General features: G+C 69.2%; 13 protein-coding genes and 2 pseudogenes. 12 read left to right on the forward strand and 3 right to left on the reverse strand.

What is annotated here, in order from left to right; all coding sequences use genetic code 11:
- The 11 genes and pseudogenes from ON39_RS51150 to ON39_RS11625 form a co-directional block, all read left to right on the forward strand.
- Window positions 1-372 (forward strand): annotated as a pseudogene (locus ON39_RS51150) (hypothetical protein); the annotation flags it as partial.
- A 562-nt stretch (window positions 373-934) separates the two neighbouring features.
- The gene (locus tag ON39_RS11580) at window positions 935-2,140 is read left to right on the forward strand and encodes an MFS transporter (RefSeq protein WP_083894389.1); all 1,206 of its coding nucleotides are present in this window, start codon (window positions 935-937) and stop codon (window positions 2,138-2,140) included.
- Between the two features lie 117 nt (window positions 2,141-2,257).
- Window positions 2,258-3,418, forward strand: a pseudogene (locus tag ON39_RS11585) (aminotransferase class I/II-fold pyridoxal phosphate-dependent enzyme); the annotation flags it as partial.
- A complete protein-coding gene (locus ON39_RS11590) occupies window positions 3,415-4,980 on the forward strand; it encodes a carboxyl transferase domain-containing protein (protein WP_040733557.1) in 1,566 nt (521 codons plus the stop codon). The pseudogene ON39_RS11585 and the gene ON39_RS11590, both read left to right, overlap by 4 nt.
- Window positions 4,977-6,917: an ATP-binding protein gene (locus tag ON39_RS11595; RefSeq protein WP_040733559.1), complete on the forward strand. Its 1,941-nt coding sequence runs from the start codon at window positions 4,977-4,979 to the stop codon at window positions 6,915-6,917. Before ON39_RS11590 ends, ON39_RS11595 begins: the two co-directional genes overlap by 4 nt.
- A complete protein-coding gene (locus ON39_RS11600) occupies window positions 6,917-8,551 on the forward strand; it encodes an ABC transporter substrate-binding protein (protein WP_040733560.1) in 1,635 nt (544 codons plus the stop codon). Before ON39_RS11595 ends, ON39_RS11600 begins: the two co-directional genes overlap by 1 nt.
- Window positions 8,552-8,587: 36 nt before the next feature.
- On the forward strand, window positions 8,588-9,598 hold the full coding sequence (locus tag ON39_RS11605; RefSeq protein ID WP_040733568.1) for an ABC transporter permease: 1,011 nt from the start codon (window positions 8,588-8,590) through the stop codon (window positions 9,596-9,598).
- On the forward strand, window positions 9,595-10,461 hold the full coding sequence (locus tag ON39_RS11610) for an ABC transporter permease (RefSeq protein WP_040733561.1): 867 nt from the start codon (window positions 9,595-9,597) through the stop codon (window positions 10,459-10,461). Before ON39_RS11605 ends, ON39_RS11610 begins: the two co-directional genes overlap by 4 nt.
- Entirely contained in the window at window positions 10,458-12,110 is a 1,653-nt protein-coding gene (locus ON39_RS11615; protein ID WP_040733562.1) for a dipeptide ABC transporter ATP-binding protein, read from the forward strand. The genes ON39_RS11610 and ON39_RS11615 overlap by 4 nt, the downstream gene beginning before the upstream one ends.
- Window positions 12,111-12,320: 210 nt before the next feature.
- On the forward strand, window positions 12,321-14,045 hold the full coding sequence (gene treZ, locus ON39_RS11620) for a malto-oligosyltrehalose trehalohydrolase (protein WP_040733569.1): 1,725 nt from the start codon (window positions 12,321-12,323) through the stop codon (window positions 14,043-14,045).
- A 108-nt stretch (window positions 14,046-14,153) separates the two neighbouring features.
- Window positions 14,154-15,401: a serine hydrolase domain-containing protein gene (locus ON39_RS11625; RefSeq protein WP_040733563.1), complete on the forward strand. Its 1,248-nt coding sequence runs from the start codon at window positions 14,154-14,156 to the stop codon at window positions 15,399-15,401.
- 6 nt (window positions 15,402-15,407) lie between these two features.
- On the opposite strand, the gene ilvA is transcribed toward ON39_RS11625, so the two are convergent.
- A complete protein-coding gene (gene ilvA, locus ON39_RS11630) occupies window positions 15,408-16,763 on the reverse strand; it encodes a threonine ammonia-lyase IlvA (RefSeq protein ID WP_040733565.1) in 1,356 nt (451 codons plus the stop codon).
- Window positions 16,764-16,848: 85 nt separating this feature from the next.
- A complete protein-coding gene (locus tag ON39_RS11635; protein WP_040733566.1) occupies window positions 16,849-17,283 on the reverse strand; it encodes a nitroreductase family deazaflavin-dependent oxidoreductase in 435 nt (144 codons plus the stop codon).
- Window positions 17,284-17,371: 88 nt separating this feature from the next.
- On the opposite strand from ON39_RS11635, the gene ON39_RS11640 reads away from it, so the two are divergent.
- Window positions 17,372-17,599, forward strand: a complete 228-nt coding sequence (locus ON39_RS11640; RefSeq protein WP_040733567.1) for a hypothetical protein — start codon at window positions 17,372-17,374, stop codon at window positions 17,597-17,599.
- Here the strand turns inward: ON39_RS11640 and ON39_RS11645 are convergent.
- The coding region (locus ON39_RS11645; RefSeq protein ID WP_040733571.1) for a helix-turn-helix transcriptional regulator at window positions 17,596-18,685 on the reverse strand (1,090 nt) is incomplete at its 5' end. The genes ON39_RS11640 and ON39_RS11645 overlap by 4 nt on opposite strands.

The following is an 18,685-nucleotide window of genomic DNA, read 5'->3' on the forward strand; positions in this document are numbered from 1 at the left end:
TTCGTGCCGGTGCCGGGTCCGGTCGGTGACAAGTTCGTGCCGGTGCCGGGTCCGGTCGGTGACAAGTTCGTGCCGGTGCCGGGTCCGGTCGGCGGCAAGTTCGTGCCGGTGCCGGGTCCGGTCGGTGACAAGTTCGTGCCGGTGCCGGGTCCGGTCGGCGGCAAGTTCGTGCCGGTGCCGGGTCCGGCCGGTGACAAGTTCGCGCCGGTGCAGCCCCCGCCCGGTGACAAGTTCGCGCCGGTGCAGCCCCCGCCCGGTGACAAGTTCGCGCCGGTGCACCCCGCTCGGCGGCAAGTTCGTGCCGGTGCCGCGTCCGGCCTACGACTAGACGACCGAACTTCCCGGTCGCGATCCCGGCGGGCTCGGCGCTGATCACCTGGCCAACTCCTGCTGTTCTCGCTTGTCCGGCCACCTCGACGCCAGGCAACTGGCCGGCGCGGTCGACCTGTGTCGATCGTGCGATGGCGGCGACGTGCGGGTCCCACATGACCGGCCGGAATAAGGCGTTCCCCATGGCCGTTTCCTCGTCTTCGGGGTGGCGTGTTCAACCACTACGCCATGGATCCCCAGCGCTCGAGACTATCGAGCTGAGTGCATCAGCCGATAGCGGCATTCGGCCGAAACTCACACGCCCCCAAAAGAACTGGACGCCGATCCGTCAGGTCGGTCCGGCAGCGCCGACCGAGCCCACCGACGCCAGCGACCGACCCCACCCCACCCGCACATCCGGGACCATTGTGCGGAACACCCTGCGCCACAGAACATTCCGGCAAAATCAACAGGATTTTAACTATCGCATCGCCGGGACCCGACCGGTATCCATATTTCAGGTCCGAAACTCGGACTATAGAACTCTGTCATAGCGCTACGCCGACATGCCGGCATCGACTGGCCTGCGGCGCGCATCCATCGGGTGTAGGGGAGGGGGCTCTGAATGGTTGTGCGGCAGGAATCCGAAAGCGCTCTATCTCCGACCGTAGGCAGCCGTTCCATTGTGTTGACCGCGTGTACCGCGGTCGCGGCGGCGCAAATGGCGACGACCATTTATCTTCCGAGTATGCCCGCGCTGGGCGCCGATATCGGCGCCGGTGACGGGACGCTGCAATTGTCGGTGGCGGTCTTCGTGGTGTTCGCGGCGCTGCCGGTGGTCGCGTGGGGGCGGGCGGCCGAACGGTTCGGGCGGGTGCCCGCGTTCGTGGCGGCGGGATTGTGCTTCATTCTCGCTAGCGCGGGCCTCGCGCTCATCACGAACGCGCCGGAACTGCTGGGCCTGCGGGTTGTGCAGGCGATCGGCGCGGGCGGGATCGCCGTGGTCGCACGGATGATGATCAAGGACTTGTTCTCGGGCGCCGAACTCGCGCGCCAACTCTCGCTGTTGTCGATGGCGTTCGTCGTGGCGCTCGGCGGCGGGCAGGTGATCGGCGGCGTCATCACCTCGACGGTGGGATGGCGATACGGATTCGCGGTGCTGGCCGTACTCGCCGCGGTCCCCGTCGCACTCGCCCTGCGGATCTCGCTGCCGCGGCCGGCGGCGAAGACCCCGGCCAAGGGCACGATACGCAGGCTGATCGCGGACCGGGTGTTCGTCGCCAGCGCGGTCGCCGGCGGTGTCGGGTTCGCCATCATCGTCATGATCCAGCAGAAGTCGGCGTTCATCTTCACGGACCGATTCTCGTTGCAGCCGTGGGTGTTCGGCCTCTTCGGCGTCTTGTACGGCGCGGCCTACCTGGCGGGGGCGACCTATGTGCGGCGCGCCGTCCGACGCGTCGGGGCGCGCGCCATGATGCGGCGGGGCGCGTGGATCATGCTCGGCGGCTGCGTGCTCATCACCGTTGTCTGGGTGTTCGAGCCGCACCGGCCGATCGCACTCGCGATCTTTCTCGCCAGCTACATAGCGACCACCTTCGGGCAGGCGACCCTGTTCCCCAACAGCGCCGCGCACGCGGTCAGCCACCTGGTCTCCGGGGCGGCGATCGCGGTCACCTGGTGCGCGCTGATCCAGCAGGGCCTGGCGGGTATCGCCTCGCTGGCCGGTCCATCCCTGACCGGGTTGATCGCCTGGTCCATTGCCATCACGCTGCTCGCCGCAGTGAACGTACTTCTGGTAGCGGCGCCGGAAAGGCCTGCGACTACTTCCTGATTCACCGATTGACGTGCATGCCAAGGTAGGGAAACAAGGGGAATGGTTAATCATCAATTCGCCAATGTCCGTCGGCAGTTGCATCTGAGCAACTCCTTCTAGGACGACAGCGCAGCTCACGGCCTGGTCGACATCGTCGCGACGGACATGCGCGACGGGCACGTGCACGACCGTGACGGCCGCACGATAGTCAATTTCTCGTCGTACTCGTATCTCGGCCTGGACAGTGACCCTCGGATAATCGCGGGCGCCCATCGGGGACTCGACGAAACCGCGACGATCAATTCCTCCATCTCGCGCATGCGAATTCGGCTCTCCTTATTGGAGGAGGCCGAGCAGCGCCTGTCTCGGACCTTCGGCGCACAGGCCGTCACGGTCTCCTCCTGTGCCGCCGCGGCCTGGGCGACCCTGCCGCTGCTGGCATCGGGGGAGCTCACCGACGGACACCCGCCGCTGGTCGTCTTCGACAAGAACGCGCACTTCTGCTTGAACGCGATGAAGCCGCTCGTCGCGGACGAGACCGAGCTGGTCACGATCGCGCACAACGACATCGCCGCGCTGGAAGAGTTGTGCCGCAGCCATTCTCACGTCGCCTACGTCGCCGACGGCGTCTACAGCACGGGCGGGGGAGCGCCGCTGGACGAGCTGTTCCGGCTCCAGGACGATTACGGGTTGTTCCTGTATTTCGATGAGGCGCACGGCATCTCGACCCTCGGCCCCAACGGCCGGGGTTATGTCCTCGGCGCCTACGAGGGCTGGCGGGACCGGACGCTCGTGATCGCCTCGCTGAACAAAGGTTTCGGGGCGAGCGGCGGCGTCATCTTCTTCGGGGCACTCGGCGACGATGCGCTGAAGAACACGCTGCTGCGCACCAGTGGGCCACTGATGTGGTCCCAGCGGGTCAACACGGCCGGGCTCGGCGCCATCATCGCGGCCTGCGATCTCCACGACGACGGCACGGTCGACGAACGCCAAATCGCGCTGCAAGAACGGATTCGGCTCTTCGACTCGCTGGTCGACACCGACCTGGCGGGCGACGGGCTGCCTATTCGATTCGTCGATATCGGCCGGGAGGACAGCACCATCGCCGTGGCGCGGGACATGCTCGGTGCGGGCTTCTACACCTCGCCCATCTTCTTTCCGATCATTCGCCGCGGCAGCGCGGGCCTGCGCCTCATGCTGCGTGCCGATCTCGAGCCGGAGACGATTCGCCGGTTCGCCGAGACCGTGCACGCAAGTCTCGCCGCACATCAGGATCGAGCGGAGCTACCCGCATGACCGTGACCATCGAACACAACACCGGATTCGAAGCGCAACGCCGACTGCTGCGCGACCACAACGCCGGCGTGGTCGCACCGCGCCGCAGGCAGGGCGACGCCAAACTCTCGGTTCGGGAACGGGTGAACCGCCTCCTCGACCCGGGCACACCGTTTCTGGAGATCGGCCTGCTCGCCGCGCACGACGTGTACGACACCGATCTGCCCGCCGCCGCGCTCGTCGTCGGGATCGGCAGCATCCACGGGCGCCCCTGCATGGTGTTCGCCAATGACCCGCACGTCAAAGGCGGAACGTACTACCCGCTCACCATCAAGAAGCAGTTGCGCGGCCAGAAATTGGCTCGCGAGTACCGCCTGCCGTGCGTCTATCTCGCCGACTCCGGCGGTATCTATCTCCCGTTGCAGGAAGAGATCTTCCCGGACGAAGAGCATCTGGGAAAGATGTTCCGCAATATCGCCGAGATGTCCGCGCTCGGGCTGCCGCAGATCTCCGCCGTGCTCGGAATATGCACCGCGGGAGGCGCTTACATCCCCGCGATGTGCGATGAGACCGTCATGGTGAAGGACCTCAGCACGGTCTTTCTCGGCGGCCCGCAATTGGTCGAGGCCGCCACCGGCATCAAGGTCGACGCCCAAACGCTCGGCGGCGCGGACCTGCACGTGCGGGAGACCGCCGTCGCGGACCATCTGGCCGCGAACGAGGCGGAGGCGCTGGCGATGGTGCGGGACATCGTCGCGCGCACGCCGGGCGACTCGGTGCGTCCACCGGCCTTCGCGGCGCTCGAGCCGGCCGACGATCCGGCGTTGCTTCCCACGCTGATTCCGGCCACCACGAAGAAGGAGATGAACGTTCGCGCGATCCTGCGCTGCGTTGTCGACGCGACATCGTGGACGGAGTACCGCAAGGACTACGGCATCACCATGGTGTGCGCGACGGCGCGGATCGCCGGATACGAGGTGGGCATAGTCGCGAATCAGGGCGTGATCTTCCCCGACAGCGCGCTCAAGGCGACCAACTTCATTCAAATCTGCAATCAACGCCGCATCCCGTTGTTGTTCGTGTACAACGTGAGTGGCTTCATGGTCGGCGAGCAATACGAGCGCGCGGGCATCGCGAAGCACGGCGCGAAAATGGTCAATGCCGTCTCGTGCGCGACGGTGCCCAAGATCTCGCTGGTGATCGGCGGAAGTTTCGGGGCGGCCAACTTCGCGATGTCGGGCCGCTCGATGGGCGGGCAGTTCATGGCCATGTGGCCGAACGCCCGCTCGACCGGCGTCGGCGGCGAGCAGGCGGCGGCGGTGATGGCGATTCTCAAGCGCGACAAGCTCCGTCGTGCGGGCAAGGAACTGAGCGCGGACGAGGAAGCGGCGATCAAGCAGCCGATCATCGACAGCTTCGAACGCCAGTCGCACCCGGCGTATATCGCCGCGCGGATGTGGATCGACGCGGTCGTGGAGCCCGAGGACACGCGCACCTGGCTCGCGCAGTGCCTGTCCCTGGCGCACGAACGCTGGGATCGGCCACAGCCGACCGCCAGCACGTTCGGGGTGTTCCGGCTGTGATCACGACACTGCTCATCGCGAATCGGGGCGAGGTCGCGGCGCGGATCGCGCGCACCTGTGACCGCCTCGGCATCGACTACGTCACCGTGAGCGTCGACGAGGATCGCGACGAGACCTATCACCACGGCGCGGTGGCGACCGTGCGACTGCCCGAGGTCGGCAGCCATCTCGATGCCGCCGCGCTGGTGCGTGCCGCCACCGAAACCGGCTGTGACGCCGTGCATCCCGGCTACGGCTTCCTCTCCGAGAACGCCGGCTTCGCCCGCGCCGTCCGGTCCGCCGGATTGGTGTTCGTCGGGCCGAGTTCCCGGGTCATCGAGACCATGGCCGACAAGGCCTCCGCCCGCACGGTGCTGGCCGACGCGGGAGTGCCGGTGCTGCCCGGAACCCGGCAGGCCACCGATGACCTCGATGCCTTGGCCAGTGCCGCCGAGGACGTCGGCTACCCCCTCATCGTCAAACCGGCCGGTGGCGGTGGTGGCAAGGGGATGTCGGTGGTGCGCTCCCAGGCAGAGTTGCGGGAGTCGCTGGCCTCGGCCACGCGCACCGCGACAGCGGCCTTCGCCGACGGCCGCCTGCACCTGGAACGCTACGTCGAGCACGCGCGCCACATCGAGGTGCAGGTCTTCGGCGACGAATTCGGCAGCGCCGTGCACCTTTTCGACCGGGACTGCTCCTTGCAGCGGCGACACCAGAAGGTGATCGAAGAGGCGCCCGCGCCGCGGATCCCGGAGACCATCCGCGCGCGAATATTCGACGCCGCGGTGCGCGGTGCGCGGGCGCTGAACTACGTCGGCGCGGGCACCTTCGAGTTCCTGCTGGTGGGCGAGGAGTTCTTCTTCATCGAGATGAATACGCGGCTACAGGTCGAGCACACGGTCACCGAGGAGATCACCGGTATCGACCTGGTGGACTGGCAGTTACGGGTCGCCTCGGGTGAGCCGTTGCCCGCCACGCAGGAGCAGATCGCCTACTCCGGCGCCTCGGTTCAGGTCCGGATGTACGCGGAGGATCCGTTCCGGGCCTTCCTGCCGTGTCCGGGTGCGCTCGAGGTGACGCAGTGGCCGGACGTTCGCATCGAGCGCGCGTTCGATCACCGGCTGAACGTCACCGGCGGATTCGACCCCATGATCGCCAAACTCGTCGCCACCGGCGCCACCCGCGACGAGGCACTCGCGGCGGCCCGGCAGGCCTGCACGGATCTGCGCTGGACCGGTATCTCCACGAACCTCGGGTTCGTCGGCCACGTACTCGGTTCGCCGATCGTGGCGGCCGTCGAACACGACACCGCCTACCTGGACCGGATCGACCCGACGGCGGAGTTCGCGGACCCAGATCTGTTGGGCGCGTTGGCGGTAGCCGCCGCATTGACCGCACCCGACCGCACGACACCGTGGTCGGCCGGCGCACCGGTCGGCGACCGCGCGCTGCTCGATCCCGCCGATCGCGATCTCGGCAGCATCGATCTGTCCGTCGACGGGCGGCCGTTCACCATTCGCGTCAACGGATACGACGGTGACGCGGTGCGGGTGCGCGCGGACACCACCGATCGGGGTGTCGCGTGTGTCCGCACCGGCGGCGAAACGATCTCGGTCGGCTCGATTCCCTGTGTGGTCCGGCGTGCCGGGGAGGCGTGGGCCATCCAGGTCGCGGGCGTGTCGAGGGAGGTCCGCTACGCGGAGTATCGCTCGTTCGGCGCCGCCGAGGCCGACCCCGAGATCCGTTCCCCGATGCCGGGCACCATCGTTCGGCTCCATGTCGAATCGGGCGCGCGGGTCGAGAAAGGCCAGCTTCTCGGCGTGGTCGAGGCCATGAAGATGGAGCACGAGTTGACCGCGCCGCATCCCGGAATCGTCCGCGTGACCGCGACAGAAGGCGCGGTCGTCACCGCCGACCAACCACTGTTCCTCATCGAAGAGAGGAGTGCCGCACTGTGATGCGGACCCGACGACTGGCGACCGCGCTACTGGTGGCCACAGCCCTACTGGCGACCGCATGCGGTGGATCGGACACCACGGCCGGCACCTCGACGCAACCGAGGAGCGGCGGCTCGCTGGTCTGGGGTGTGGAGACGGAGCCGACCACGCTCAATCCCCACCTCAACGGTCAGAGCAACACGAAGCTGTTGTTGCGCAACACCTTCGAAACACTCCTGGCGCGCACGCCGGACGGCGGCTACGTGCCCTGGCTGGCCACCGGCCACGAGGTGTCCGCCGACGGGCTGACCTACACCTTCACCCTGCGCGAGGGGGTGAAGTTCACCGACGGCAATCCGCTGACCGCGGCGGCGGTGGCCCGCAACTTCACCACCATGCAGGACGTGGCCTACTCCGGCGGGTTCTCCTCCGGACCGCTGTCCAACCTCGCCGGGGTGATTGCGCGCGACGAGCGCACGGTCGTCTTCACCCTGAAGAACCCCTACGGGCCGTTCCTCGACTTCGCCTCCGGCTTCGACATCATCTCCCCGGCCGCGTTCGACAAGCCACAGCTCAAAGCGGGCGGACCCGAGATCGCGGGCACCGGGCCCTTCATCCTCGACCGCTACGTCAAGGGTCAGGAGCTGCACTTCAGGAAGAATCCGGACTACAACTGGGCGCCGCAGAACGCCGCCCACCAGGGCCCGGCCTACCTCGATGAGCTGACCTACCGGTTCCTGCCCGAGTCGTCGGTGCGCACCGGCGCGCTCACCTCCGGCCAGGTCGACCTCATCGAGGGGGTGTCCGGTAACGACGCGCCGCTGTTCGGCGCGGATTCGGGCTTCAGCTATCAGCGTTCGCTGAACAACGGCAGCCCGTACACGCTGTACTGGAACGCCACCTTCGGCCCGGCCGTAGACGAGAAGGTTCGCAAGGCGCTGAACAGCTCCGTCGACGTCGACGCGGTGCTGAAGTCGATCTATCGCGGCCAGCGCACGCGCGGCTGGGGCATCGCCTCCAGCGTCGATACGCTGTTCTACGACAAGAGCATCGAGGGCGGCTACGGCCCGAACAAGGACGCCGCCAACCGCCTGCTCGACGAAGCAGGCTGGACGGCAAGGGATTCCGACGGATTCCGGACCAAGAACGGCCAGCGCCTGACGATCGACCTGGTGCAGGCTCAGTCCACCCTCCGGGATCAGCGTGAGGTGCTGTTGCAGGCCGTGCAGGCACAGGCCAAGCAGAACGCGGGCATCGATCTGAAGCTGTCCTACGTCGATCTCGGCACGTATGCCGAACTGCGCAAGAACAACACGTTCGGCTCGATCGCCAACTCCGACACCCTCACCGGGGGCATCGACATCGAAAACCATTGGTACCCACCGACAACCAAGGGAACGCTCAACTACAGCCGGGCCACCGACCCCGAACTGTCCGGCTGGCTCCAGGCCGCCGCCGCGACGGTCGACACCGCCGAGCGCGCCAAGCAGTATGCGCAGTTGCAGCGATTCGCGCTCGTGGACAAGGCTTATGGGCTGCCGCTCTACATTCCGGAAAATCAGATCGCGGCCGCCGCGCACGTGCACGGCGCGGGTTTCCGCCCCTACAAGCAACTGGTGGAGAACGCCTACGACATCTGGATCGATCGTGGCTGACGCGGTGGGCGGGCGAGCCGAACCGGCGTGGTGTCCATGACGCTCGACATCGCCGCACAGCAGGCGGTCGAACTCCCCGCCGACCCCGCTCCGGACGCACGCTTTCGGATCGCGAAACGCATTCTGCTGCGGTTGATCTCGGGCGCCGGCGTGCTGTGGGGCGCGGCCACCCTGTCCTTCCTCGGCGTGCGGCTCGCGCCGGGCGACACGGTCGACGTGTTGCTCGGCGAGCAGCCGCGTACCCCGGAGGTCGAGGCGGCTATCCGCGCCGAGTGGGGGCTCGACAGCCCCGCGATCGTGCAGTACGGCAGGTATCTGTGGAATGTGGCGCACGGGGACTTCGGGCGCTCCTACGTGCTGCAACGGCCGGTGTCGGAGGTCATCGGCTCGCAGGCCGGGCCGACGCTCGCGCTCACGGGGGCCGCGCTGCTGGTGGCGGTGGTCTTCGCGGTGGTCGTCGCGACGACCAGCGCGCGGCGGCCGCGAGCACGTGCCGTCGCGAACGCCGTTGAGCTGGCGCTGATCTCGACGCCCTCGTTCTGGCTCGGCATCGTGCTGCTCTCGGTGTTCAGCTTCCAGTGGAAGATCTTCCCGGTGGCGGCGAACAAGGGGCTGTCCGCCCTGGTGCTGCCCGCCGTCGCGCTCGGTCTGTCCCTCGGTGCGGTCATCGCCCAGGTCTTGCGCGACGGCCTGGAGCGGGCGCTGGACGAGCCGTTCGCGGTGACGGTGCGCTCGTGGTCGGTGAGCGAGACCGAGCTGCGCCTGCGGCACGGGCTGCGCCACGCCGCACTGCCCGCGGTGACCCTGACCGGCTGGCTGGTCGGCGGACTGCTGGGCGGGGCGGTGATCGTCGAAGAGGTCTTCGGCAGGCCGGGTCTCGGCCGTGTGACGGTGGAAGCCGTTCTCGCACAGGATCTTCCGGTGGTGCTCGCGGTCGCCATCCTGTCGGCGACGGTGTACGTGGTGATCAGCACGCTGGTCGACCTGCTGTATCTGTGGCTGGACCCGCGACTGCGCCGGGAGTCCGGAGGAGGGGAGCGACGATGACGATCGCCGGTTCGCCCCGCGTGGCCGTCGCTCGGATAGTTACGCGGGCAAGGAGTTTCGGCGTCACGCCGGGTGTCGCCGTGGCAGCGGCGACGGTCGGCCTGGTCGCCGTCGCGGTGATCGCGCCCGCCGTGCTGGCCGGTGCCGACCCGCTGGCCGCCGATCCACTCGCCGCCCAGCTCGCGCCGAGCGCGGAGCACTGGTTCGGCACCGATCACCTGGGGCGCGACGTCTTCACCCGGGTGGTCCACGGCGCGCGCTACTCGCTGCTCATCGGCGTCACCGCCGTCGCGATCGCGGTGCTGGTCGGCACGGCGCTCGGCCTGCTGGCCGGATTGGCGCGCGGGGCGCTCGACGAGCTGATCACGCGCGTGCTCGACGTGGTCTCCGCCTTCCCCGATCTCCTGCTCGCACTGGTCCTTATCTCGTTCACCGGACCGGGGACGACGAACCTGATCTTCGCGCTCGGGATCGCCTCCATTCCGCGGTTCGCCCGGGTGGTGCGCGCGCAGACCCTCGTCGTCCAGGAGTCGGGGTACGTCGAGCAGGCCCGCACCTTCGGGCTCACCCGGGCCACGCTGGTACGCAGGCATGTGCTGCCGCACGCGGTGGCCCAGGTGCCGATCCTGGCCACCATCGGCCTCGGCACCGCGATTCTGGGCGCGGCGGGCCTGAGCTTCCTGGGGATGGGACCGCAACCGCCCGAACCGGAATGGGGCGCCATGCTCGCCGAGGGACGCAACTATCTGCGTAACGCCTGGTGGATCGCGGTGCTGCCCGGCGTGGCGGTCACCGCAACGGTCATCGCCGTGAGTTCGCTCGGGCGGTCCTGGCAACGGCACTACGACGGAAGGTCGTCATGAGTCTGGTCTCGATCACGAATCTGCGTATCGGGTTTCCGGCGAGCGCGGGCCTGCGCGAGGTAGTGCACGGTATCGATCTGCGGATCGAGCCGGGTGAAGTCGTCGCGCTCGTCGGGGAGTCGGGTTCCGGCAAGTCGGTGACCGCGCGCGCCCTCGTCGGTCTGTCCGGACCCGGCGCCGCGGTCCGCGCGGACAGTCTCGAACTCTTCGGGCAGAACGCGCGTGCGTATCGCGAGCGGCAGTGGCGTCGGATCCGCGGCTCCGACATCGGGTTCGTCCTTCAGGACGCGCTGGTGTCCCTCGATCCGCTGTGCACGATCGGCGCGACGCTGGCGCAGGCGCAACGCGCGCTGACCGACCTGCGCGGGCGGGCGCTCACCGCGCGCAGCGTGCGGTTGCTCACCGATGTGGGGGTTCCCGAACCGGAACGGCGATTGCGCCAGTACCCCCACGAGCTGTCCGGCGGGCTGCGCCAGCGGGTGCTGATCGCGACGGCGATCGCGGGCGATCCGCGACTGATCATCGCCGACGAGCCGACCACCGCCCTCGATGTGACTGTGCAACAACAGATCCTGGAGCTGCTTCGCCAGCGCAAGGCGGCGGGTAACGCACTGCTGCTGATCAGCCACGATCTCGCGGTGGTCGCGGAGTTGGCCGATCGAGTGCTGGTCATGAAGGACGGTACGGTCGTCGAGCAGGGCAGTACCCGGGATGTCCTGACGCGACCGACGCACAGCTACACGAAACGACTGCTCGCCGCCGTGCCGTCCGCCGATTCACGCGGTACGGCGTTGTCGATCCCCGACGATCCGCCGGCCGGCATCGAGGTGCACGACCGCAGGCCATTGCCGCCGCGCACGGTGGACGAGACCCGAGTCGTGTTGTCGGTACAGGGTCTGCGGAAGACGTACGGCAGCGGGCCGGTCGCCCGCACCGTGGTCGACGGGGTCGACTTCGACCTGTTCGCCGGTGAGACGCTCGGCATCGTCGGTGAGTCGGGCTCCGGCAAGACGACCACGGCCCGGCTCGCGTTGCGCCTCATCGCGCCGACCTCCGGCCGCGTCGTCGTCGACGGAGAACCCTGGAGCGAGTACTCCGAACGCGAACTGCGCCGCCATCGCGGCACCGCGCAATTGATCGCCCAAGACCCGCTGAGCTCCTTCGACCCGCGCTACACCGTCGAACGCATCATCGGCGAAAGCCTGGACACGGTCGGCGTTCGCGGCCGCGCTCGCGCGGATCGCGTGCGAGAGATACTCGACGCGGTGCAACTCGGCCGCGACGTCCTCGATCGTCATCCCCGTACCCTCTCGGGTGGGCAACGGCAACGCGTCGCCATCGCCCGCGCCATCGCACCCCGCCCGGCCTTGCTCGTCGCCGACGAGCCGGTATCGGCGCTCGACGTCTCGGTGCAGGCGCAGATACTCGACCTGCTGGCGGTGCTGCAAGCACAGTTCGGCACCGCGCTGCTGCTCATCTCGCACGACCTCGGGGTGGTACACCACGCCGCGGACCGGGTGGTCGTCATGAAAGATGGCCGCATCGTCGAATCCGGTGAGGTGGACGCGGTATTCGACGCACCGCGACACGAGTACACCCGCAGGCTGGTGGACTCGATCCCGCGACTGCCCGGCCTGGCGCGGTCCTGACTACGCTGTGCGCCGTGTTCCCCGCCGATCAAGTGGCCCGCCCGACCGTCCGCCGACGATGGAACCGAACGCGAACCCGCGTTCTCGGAGCGTGACCTTTCGGCCGCTCGCTGCACGACTCGTTCGCGATCGTCGACGAGGCGCAAGTCACTGGAGCGCAAACCCGCGGTGCGACCTGACGGCCACGGGCGCACGTGGAATGCTGGCGTGGTGACCTTGTTCGAGGTGTGGGCACCGCGACCGGAGCGGGTGCGGTTGGACCTGGACGGCGCGGTTCATGAGATGAGCCGGAGCGGCGGCGGATGGTGGCGAGCGGAGGTGACCGCCGCGAGCGGGGCTCGCTACGGCTTCCTGCTCGACGACGATCCGACGGTGCTGCCGGACCCGCGGTCGGCTCGGCAGCCCGACGGCGTGCACGAGCGATCGGCCTTGCACAGCCTCGATCCGTCGGTGTGGACGGACGCGGACTGGACCGGCCGGCCCCTGGCGGGCGCGGTGTACTACGAGCTGCACGTCGGAACCTTCACGCCGGAAGGAACTTTCGACTCCGCCATCGAACGCCTCGACCACCTGGTCGATCTCGGCGCGACCGTGGTCGAGCTCATGCCCGTCAACGCCTTCGACGGCCCGCACAACTGGGGCTACGACGGCGTGCTCTGGTACGCGGTGCACGAACCCTACGGCGGCCCCGACGGCCTGCAGCGCTTCGTGAACGCTTGCCACACAAAAGGTTTGGCGGTCGCGCTCGACGTGGTCTACAACCACCTCGGCCCCTCCGGCAACTACCTGCCGCGCTTCGCGCCCTACCTCACCGAGGGCCGCAACACGTGGGGGCAGAGCCTCAACCTGGACGGCCCCGACTCGGACGAGGTGCGCCGCCACATCATCGGCAACGCACTGCGCTGGCTGCGCGACTTCCACATCGACGCGCTGCGACTGGACGCCGTGCACGCGCTCGTCGACCGCACCGCGAACCACCTGCTCGCCGAACTGCCCACCGAGACAACGCGTCTCGCGGCCCACGTGCGCAGGCCGCTCACCCTCGTCGCGGAGAGCGACCTCAACGACCCCACCCTGATCACCCCGCGCGCCGCGGGCGGCTACGGACTGACCGGCCAGTGGAGCGACGACCTGCACCACGCCATCCACACCGCGGTCTCCGGCGAACGGCAGGGCTACTACGCCGATTTCGGCTCGCTGCGCTGCCTGGCCCACACGCTGACGCACGGCTTCTTCCACGCCGCGACGTTCTCCAGCTTCCGCGGCCGCACCCACGGCCGCCCGCTCGACACCGCGCTCATCCCGGCGAGCGCGCTGCTCGCCTACACCTGCAACCACGACCAGATCGGCAACCGCGCCCTCGGCGACCGCCCGAGCGTCAACCTCACCGACGGCCAACTGGCCGTCAAGGCGGCGCTCGTGCTGTGCTCGCCGTACACGCCGATGCTGTTCATGGGGGAGGAGTGGGGCGCGCGCACCCCGTTCCAGTTCTTCACCTCGCACACCGACCCGGTGATCGCCGCCGCCACCGCCGACGGCCGCAAGGCCGAGTTCGCCGAGCACGGCTGGAGCACCGACGAGGTTCCCGACCCGCAGGACCCGGCGACGTTCCTGCGCTCGAAGCTGAACTGGGCCGAGCTCGAGGAGTCCCGCCACGTCCGGCTACTCGCTTGCTACCGAAAGCTGCTGGCTCTGCGCCGGGAGCGCCCGGAGCTCACCGACCCCTGGCTGACCCACCTCTCGGTCGACTACGACGAGAACGCGCGCTGGATCGTGCTGCGCCGTGGCGCGCTGAAGCTGGTGTGCAACCTGTCCGAGGACCAGGTCATCGTGCCGGTCACCGGCTTCTCGCTGCTGTCGTGGGAGCCGCCGACCGAAGGGCCAACGGCGACAACGATTCCCGCGCACTCCTTCGCGATCCTCGCGGACCGCTGACGGCGAGTCCGCACAACCGGCCCGCCACCGATTGCGGGAAAGTCACGATAGAGCACTGTCCGAGACAGACGCATTGCCGGGGTGCGCCTTCGCTATTACCGTAGGAAGATGAGCAACGACGCTTCGGGGGATCCGGCGCCCATCCCGACCGGAATGGGCGGCAGCGCGACCGCCGAGTTCGCCCCACTGGTCCGCGCCTTCGACCGGACCTTCGGACATCGCCGCGACGCGGGCGGCGCGCTGGCGGTGCACCTGCACGGCGAGCCGCTCGTCGACGTCTGGACCGGGTCCGCGGGCACCGGCCCGTGGACGCAGGACACCGGCTCGATCATCTTCTCCGCGACGAAGGGCATCACCGCCACCGTCATCCACCGCCTCGCCGACCGCGGCCTGATCGACTACGCCGCGCCGGTCGCCGAGTACTGGCCGGAGTTCGCCGCCAACGGCAAGGGCAAAATCACCGTGCGCCAGGCGATGACGCACAGCGCGGGCCTGTCCGCCCTCGCCCCGATCGCCACCGGCCTCGACGACGTGCTCGACCACGAGCTGATGGAGCGGCGCCTCGCCGCCGCGAAACCCGATCGCCTGCGCGGTGTTCCGGCCTACCACGCGCTCACCTTCGGCTGGCTCATGGCCGGGCTCGCGCGCGCGATCACCGGCCGCGGCATGGCGGAGCTGTTCCGCACGGAGGTCGCCGAGCCGCTCGGCGTCGACGGTATCCACCTAGGCCTGCCGCCGGCCGCCGCGCCGACCACCTACGCCCCGCTGGCGGGTTCCCAGCTGAGTCTGGCCGGAAAGCCGCTCGGCGCAATGGTGTTGGGCCGCAGTCACCTGATCCCGGGCGCGCTCGGCGCCGCGACCCGCTGCCTGTTCCTGCCCGGCCTGGAGACCATCCTGGAGGGGCAGGACCCGCCCATCCTGCGGACCGAACTCGGCGCGGGCAACGGCGTCTGCACCGCGTCGGCCTTGGCCACCATGTACAGCGCGCTCGCGAACAACGGTGTGGTGGAGGGCGATACCTACCTCAGCCCGCGAACCATCAAGGAGATCAGGCGAATCCAGTCCTACCGGCTCGACAGCGCGCTGTTCTACGCGCCGATGATGTGGCGGCTCGGCTACCACTCGCTGCCGATGCCCGGCGCCCGAGCGGGTTTCGGCCACATCGGCCTCGGCGGCTCCTTCGGCTGGGCCGAACCGCGGCTGGGTCTCTCGGTCGGCTTCGTGCACAACCGGCTGTCGGCGGCCCAGCTGTCCTACGACCAGTCCGCGGCCTTCTGGCTGCTGCCGCGGGTGTTGAACTGCCTGCGCGCCACCCGGCGCATCCCCGTGGAGCAGACGCGCGAGGCGGCGGCGTAGGCAGGCTCAGGTCAGGTAGCGGTAGGCGGGCGAGCCCGGTTCCAGTCGCTCGCACTGGATCGGGGACTCGGCCATCCGTTCCAGCAACGCGCCCAGCCCTTCCGGCGCGCCGAGCTCGATACCGACCAGCGCCGCACCGGTTTCGCGGTTGTTGCGCTTGACGTACTCGAACATGGTGATGTCGTCGTCCGGCCCGAGCACCTCGTCCAGGAAGCGCCGCAGCGCGCCCGGCTCCTGCGGAAAGTCCACCAGGAAATAGTGTTTCAGCCCCCGGTGCACCAGCGAGCGTTCGATGACCTCGCCGTAGCGCGACACGTCGTTGTTGCCGCCGGAGACCAGGCACACCACCGTCGACCCCGGCTCGACCGCGACCTCGGTGAGCGCCGTGACCGCCAGCGCGCCCGCGGGTTCGGCGATGATGCCCTCGTTCTGGTACAGGTCGAGCATGGTCGTGCAGATCGCGCCCTCGTCGACCTGCATCATCCGGAAAGCGCTTGTGCCGCTGGGCGACTCGGTGGTGGTCAGTAACGGCAACGAGGCGTGCGAGACCACCCGCCCGCCGAACCCGGCGACGGCGGCGAACGGCACGCCGCCGATCCGGCGCACGGCGGCGCCGTCGACGAACGGGTCGATCTCCGGCAGGGTCACCGGCCCGCCCGCGACCAGCGCCGCGGTCATCGAGGCGGCCCCGGCCGGCTCCACGCCGAGCAATGCCGAGTGCGGCGACCGTTCCCGCAGGTAGGTGCCGATCCCGGCCAGGCAGCCGCCGCCGCCCACGGGCACGATCACCAGATCGGGCGAGGCGCCGAGCTGCTCGAGGATCTCCCGGGCGATGGTGCCCTGCCCGGCCGCGGTGCGCACGTCGTCGAACGGCGGCACCATGGTCGCGCCGGTGCGCTCGACGTCGTCGGCGGCGGCCGCGGCGGCGGCGTCATAGGTCTCGCCGACCGCGATCAGCTGGACGAACTCGCCGCCGTGCACGCGAATGCGGTCGCGCTTCTGCCGGGGAGTCGTGGTCGGTACGTAGATGCGGCACTTGATGCCCATCGCGTGGCAGGCGAACGCCACGCCCTGCGCGTGGTTGCCCGCGCTGGCCGCCACGACGCCGGCGGCGCGCTCGCTCTCGGTCAGCTGCACCACCAGGTTGTAGGCCCCGCGCAGCTTGTAGGAGCGGACCGCGGAGAGGTCCTCGCGCTTGAGGTAGACGTCCGCTCCGGTGAGCCGCGAGAGCCGCTCGCTGCGCTGCAGCGGAGTCGGCTCGATAATGTCGGCGATCCGCTCGGCGGCAGCGTCGATCTCGTCCGCGCTCAGCGCGGGACGAGAAGTGGACAGTGCGTCGATGACATCAAGCGGGTTGGACACCCGAAATATGCTGCCACCCGCCGCGTCGGCCGGACGCGGCGGGTGGCGGTGCCGGGAGGAAACGCCGGGCGGGCGAAGGCGCTCGCTACCGGGGTGTCAGCACGAAGACCGGAATCACCCGGTCGGTCTTCTTGGTGTATTCGTTGTAGTCCGGCCAGACCTCGGCGGCCCGGTCCCACCACACCTGGCGCTCCTCGCCGAAGACCTCGCGGGCGGTGTAGTCCTTGTTCACCTCGCCGTCGCGCAGCTCGACGTGCGGCTCGGCCTTGATGTTGTAGTACCAGACGGGGTGCTTCGGCGCGCCGCCCAGCGAGGCGACCACCGCGTATTCGCCGTTGTGCTCCACCCGCATCAGCGGGGTCTTGCGCAGCTTGCCGGACTTGGCACCCTTCGTGGTCAGCAGGATGACCGGTTTTCCCTGCAGGCTGGTGCCGTCGGTACCGCCGGACTTCTCATACGTCTCGGCCTGTTCGCGGGCCCAGTCGGACGTGCTCGGTTCGTACTCTCCTGTCAGTGGCATACCTGCGCAAACGCGGCGGGGTCCGACTGTGTTCCCGGCGACATAAAGTTTGGTGGACCGAACTTCGCCGTCCGTATATCCTTACTGGATGGCAGTTGTTCACCCGTCGGCCCGCTCCGCGACGGTCGACATCGCGGGCACCGCGTGGCCGCTCTACAAGCTCGAGGCGCTGGCCGCCGCGCTGGTGACCTGTCTGATTCTCGCCGTGATCACCGGGTCACCGCAGGTGGCCGTGCTGGTCGCCGCCGCGGTCGGCGCGACCCGCTGGCTCGTCGGGCTGGCCGTCGCGCGCCGCGCGGGCGATCGAGTGCGCTAATCCGCGTCCAGCGGTAGATCCGCGAGTTCACCTCGCGACAGCACGCCGAGCTTCGGATACGCCTTGTACAGGTGATGGCCGACGGTGCGCGGGCTGAGGAACAACTGCGCGGCGATGTCCCGATTGGACATGCCCCGCGCCGCCAATCGCACGATCTGCAACTCCTGCGGCGTGAGCGTGGCCAGCACGCCGTGGGCGGGTTTGGCCGACGTGCCGACGCCGAGCGCCCCGAGTTCGGTGCGGGCGCGCTGCGCCCACGGCCCCGCGTCGATCCGCTCGAAGGTCTCCAGCGCGGGCTGCAACTGGGTCCGCGCGTCGGCCTTGCGGCGGTTGCGCCGCAACCACTCTCCGTACAGCAGCTGGGTTCTGGCCTGCTCGAACGGTCTGCCGCCGAGCCGCAGCGCCGCCGGGTAGTGCCGTTCGGCGTTCGCGTCGTCGAGCAGGGCGCGGCAGCGCAGCGCGAGCGCCTCGACCCAGTCCTGTCGCGCGGACCGCGCCCAGTCGGTCAGCCGGTCCAGCGCGTCGCCCGCGCGGTCCGGGGCGCCGAGCCGGACCGCCGACTCGATCAGGTCGGGCAGCGCCCGCAGCCCGACCACGTGATGCCGCGCGGGCTCGACGGTGAGCAGTTCCAGCCGGGCGAGCGCGCCGTCCACCTTGCCGAGGCCGAGCTCGAGCAGGCCGAGCGCGGCGTGCGTCCACGGCGCGCCCGGCGCGGCGTCGCCGCCGAACTCCTCGGCCAGCGCCCGGTCGACCAGCTCCCGGCACTGCTCCGAATCTCCTTCCAGCGCAGCCACATAGGCCAGATAGGCGGAGAGCTGGCTGATCCACTGGCCGTGCCCGAGGTCGGTCGCGATGCGCAGTCCCTCGGTCGCGGCGACGCGGCCCTCGCCCGGCCTGCCGAGGAACACCTCGGCCTCGGCGCGGAAGAACAGCAGCGTGGGCAGCAGGGCGATCCGGCCCTGCTCGCGGCACTCGGCGATCAACTCGCCGGCCAGTTCACAGACCTGGTCGTCCTGCCCGACGACCAGGCCCATCCCGCACATCTGCACCAGGTCGCGCGGGCTGTCCGCGCCCGCGGCCCTGGCC

Origin of the sequence: Nocardia tenerifensis NBRC 101015 (genome assembly GCF_000308715.1) — a bacterium.
GTDB classification, from domain to species: domain Bacteria; phylum Actinomycetota; class Actinomycetes; order Mycobacteriales; family Mycobacteriaceae; genus Nocardia; species Nocardia tenerifensis.

Excerpts from the sequence above, each read along its gene's own strand:
- ON39_RS11580 (WP_083894389.1), top strand. The coding sequence starts at position 935 with ATGGTTGTGCGGCAGGAATCCGAAAGCGCTCTATCTCCGACCGTAGGC.
- ON39_RS11590 (WP_040733557.1), top strand. The coding sequence starts at position 3,415 with ATGACCGTGACCATCGAACACAACACCGGATTCGAAGCGCAACGCCGA.
- ON39_RS11600 (WP_040733560.1), top strand. The coding sequence starts at position 6,917 with ATGCGGACCCGACGACTGGCGACCGCGCTACTGGTGGCCACAGCCCTA.
- ON39_RS11605 (WP_040733568.1), top strand. The coding sequence starts at position 8,588 with ATGACGCTCGACATCGCCGCACAGCAGGCGGTCGAACTCCCCGCCGAC.
- ON39_RS11610 (WP_040733561.1), top strand. The coding sequence starts at position 9,595 with ATGACGATCGCCGGTTCGCCCCGCGTGGCCGTCGCTCGGATAGTTACG.
- ON39_RS11615 (WP_040733562.1), top strand. The coding sequence starts at position 10,458 with ATGAGTCTGGTCTCGATCACGAATCTGCGTATCGGGTTTCCGGCGAGC.
- ON39_RS11625 (WP_040733563.1), top strand. The coding sequence starts at position 14,154 with ATGAGCAACGACGCTTCGGGGGATCCGGCGCCCATCCCGACCGGAATG.
- ON39_RS11635 (WP_040733566.1), bottom strand. The coding sequence starts at position 17,283 with ATGCCACTGACAGGAGAGTACGAACCGAGCACGTCCGACTGGGCCCGC.
- ON39_RS11640 (WP_040733567.1), top strand. The coding sequence starts at position 17,372 with ATGGCAGTTGTTCACCCGTCGGCCCGCTCCGCGACGGTCGACATCGCG.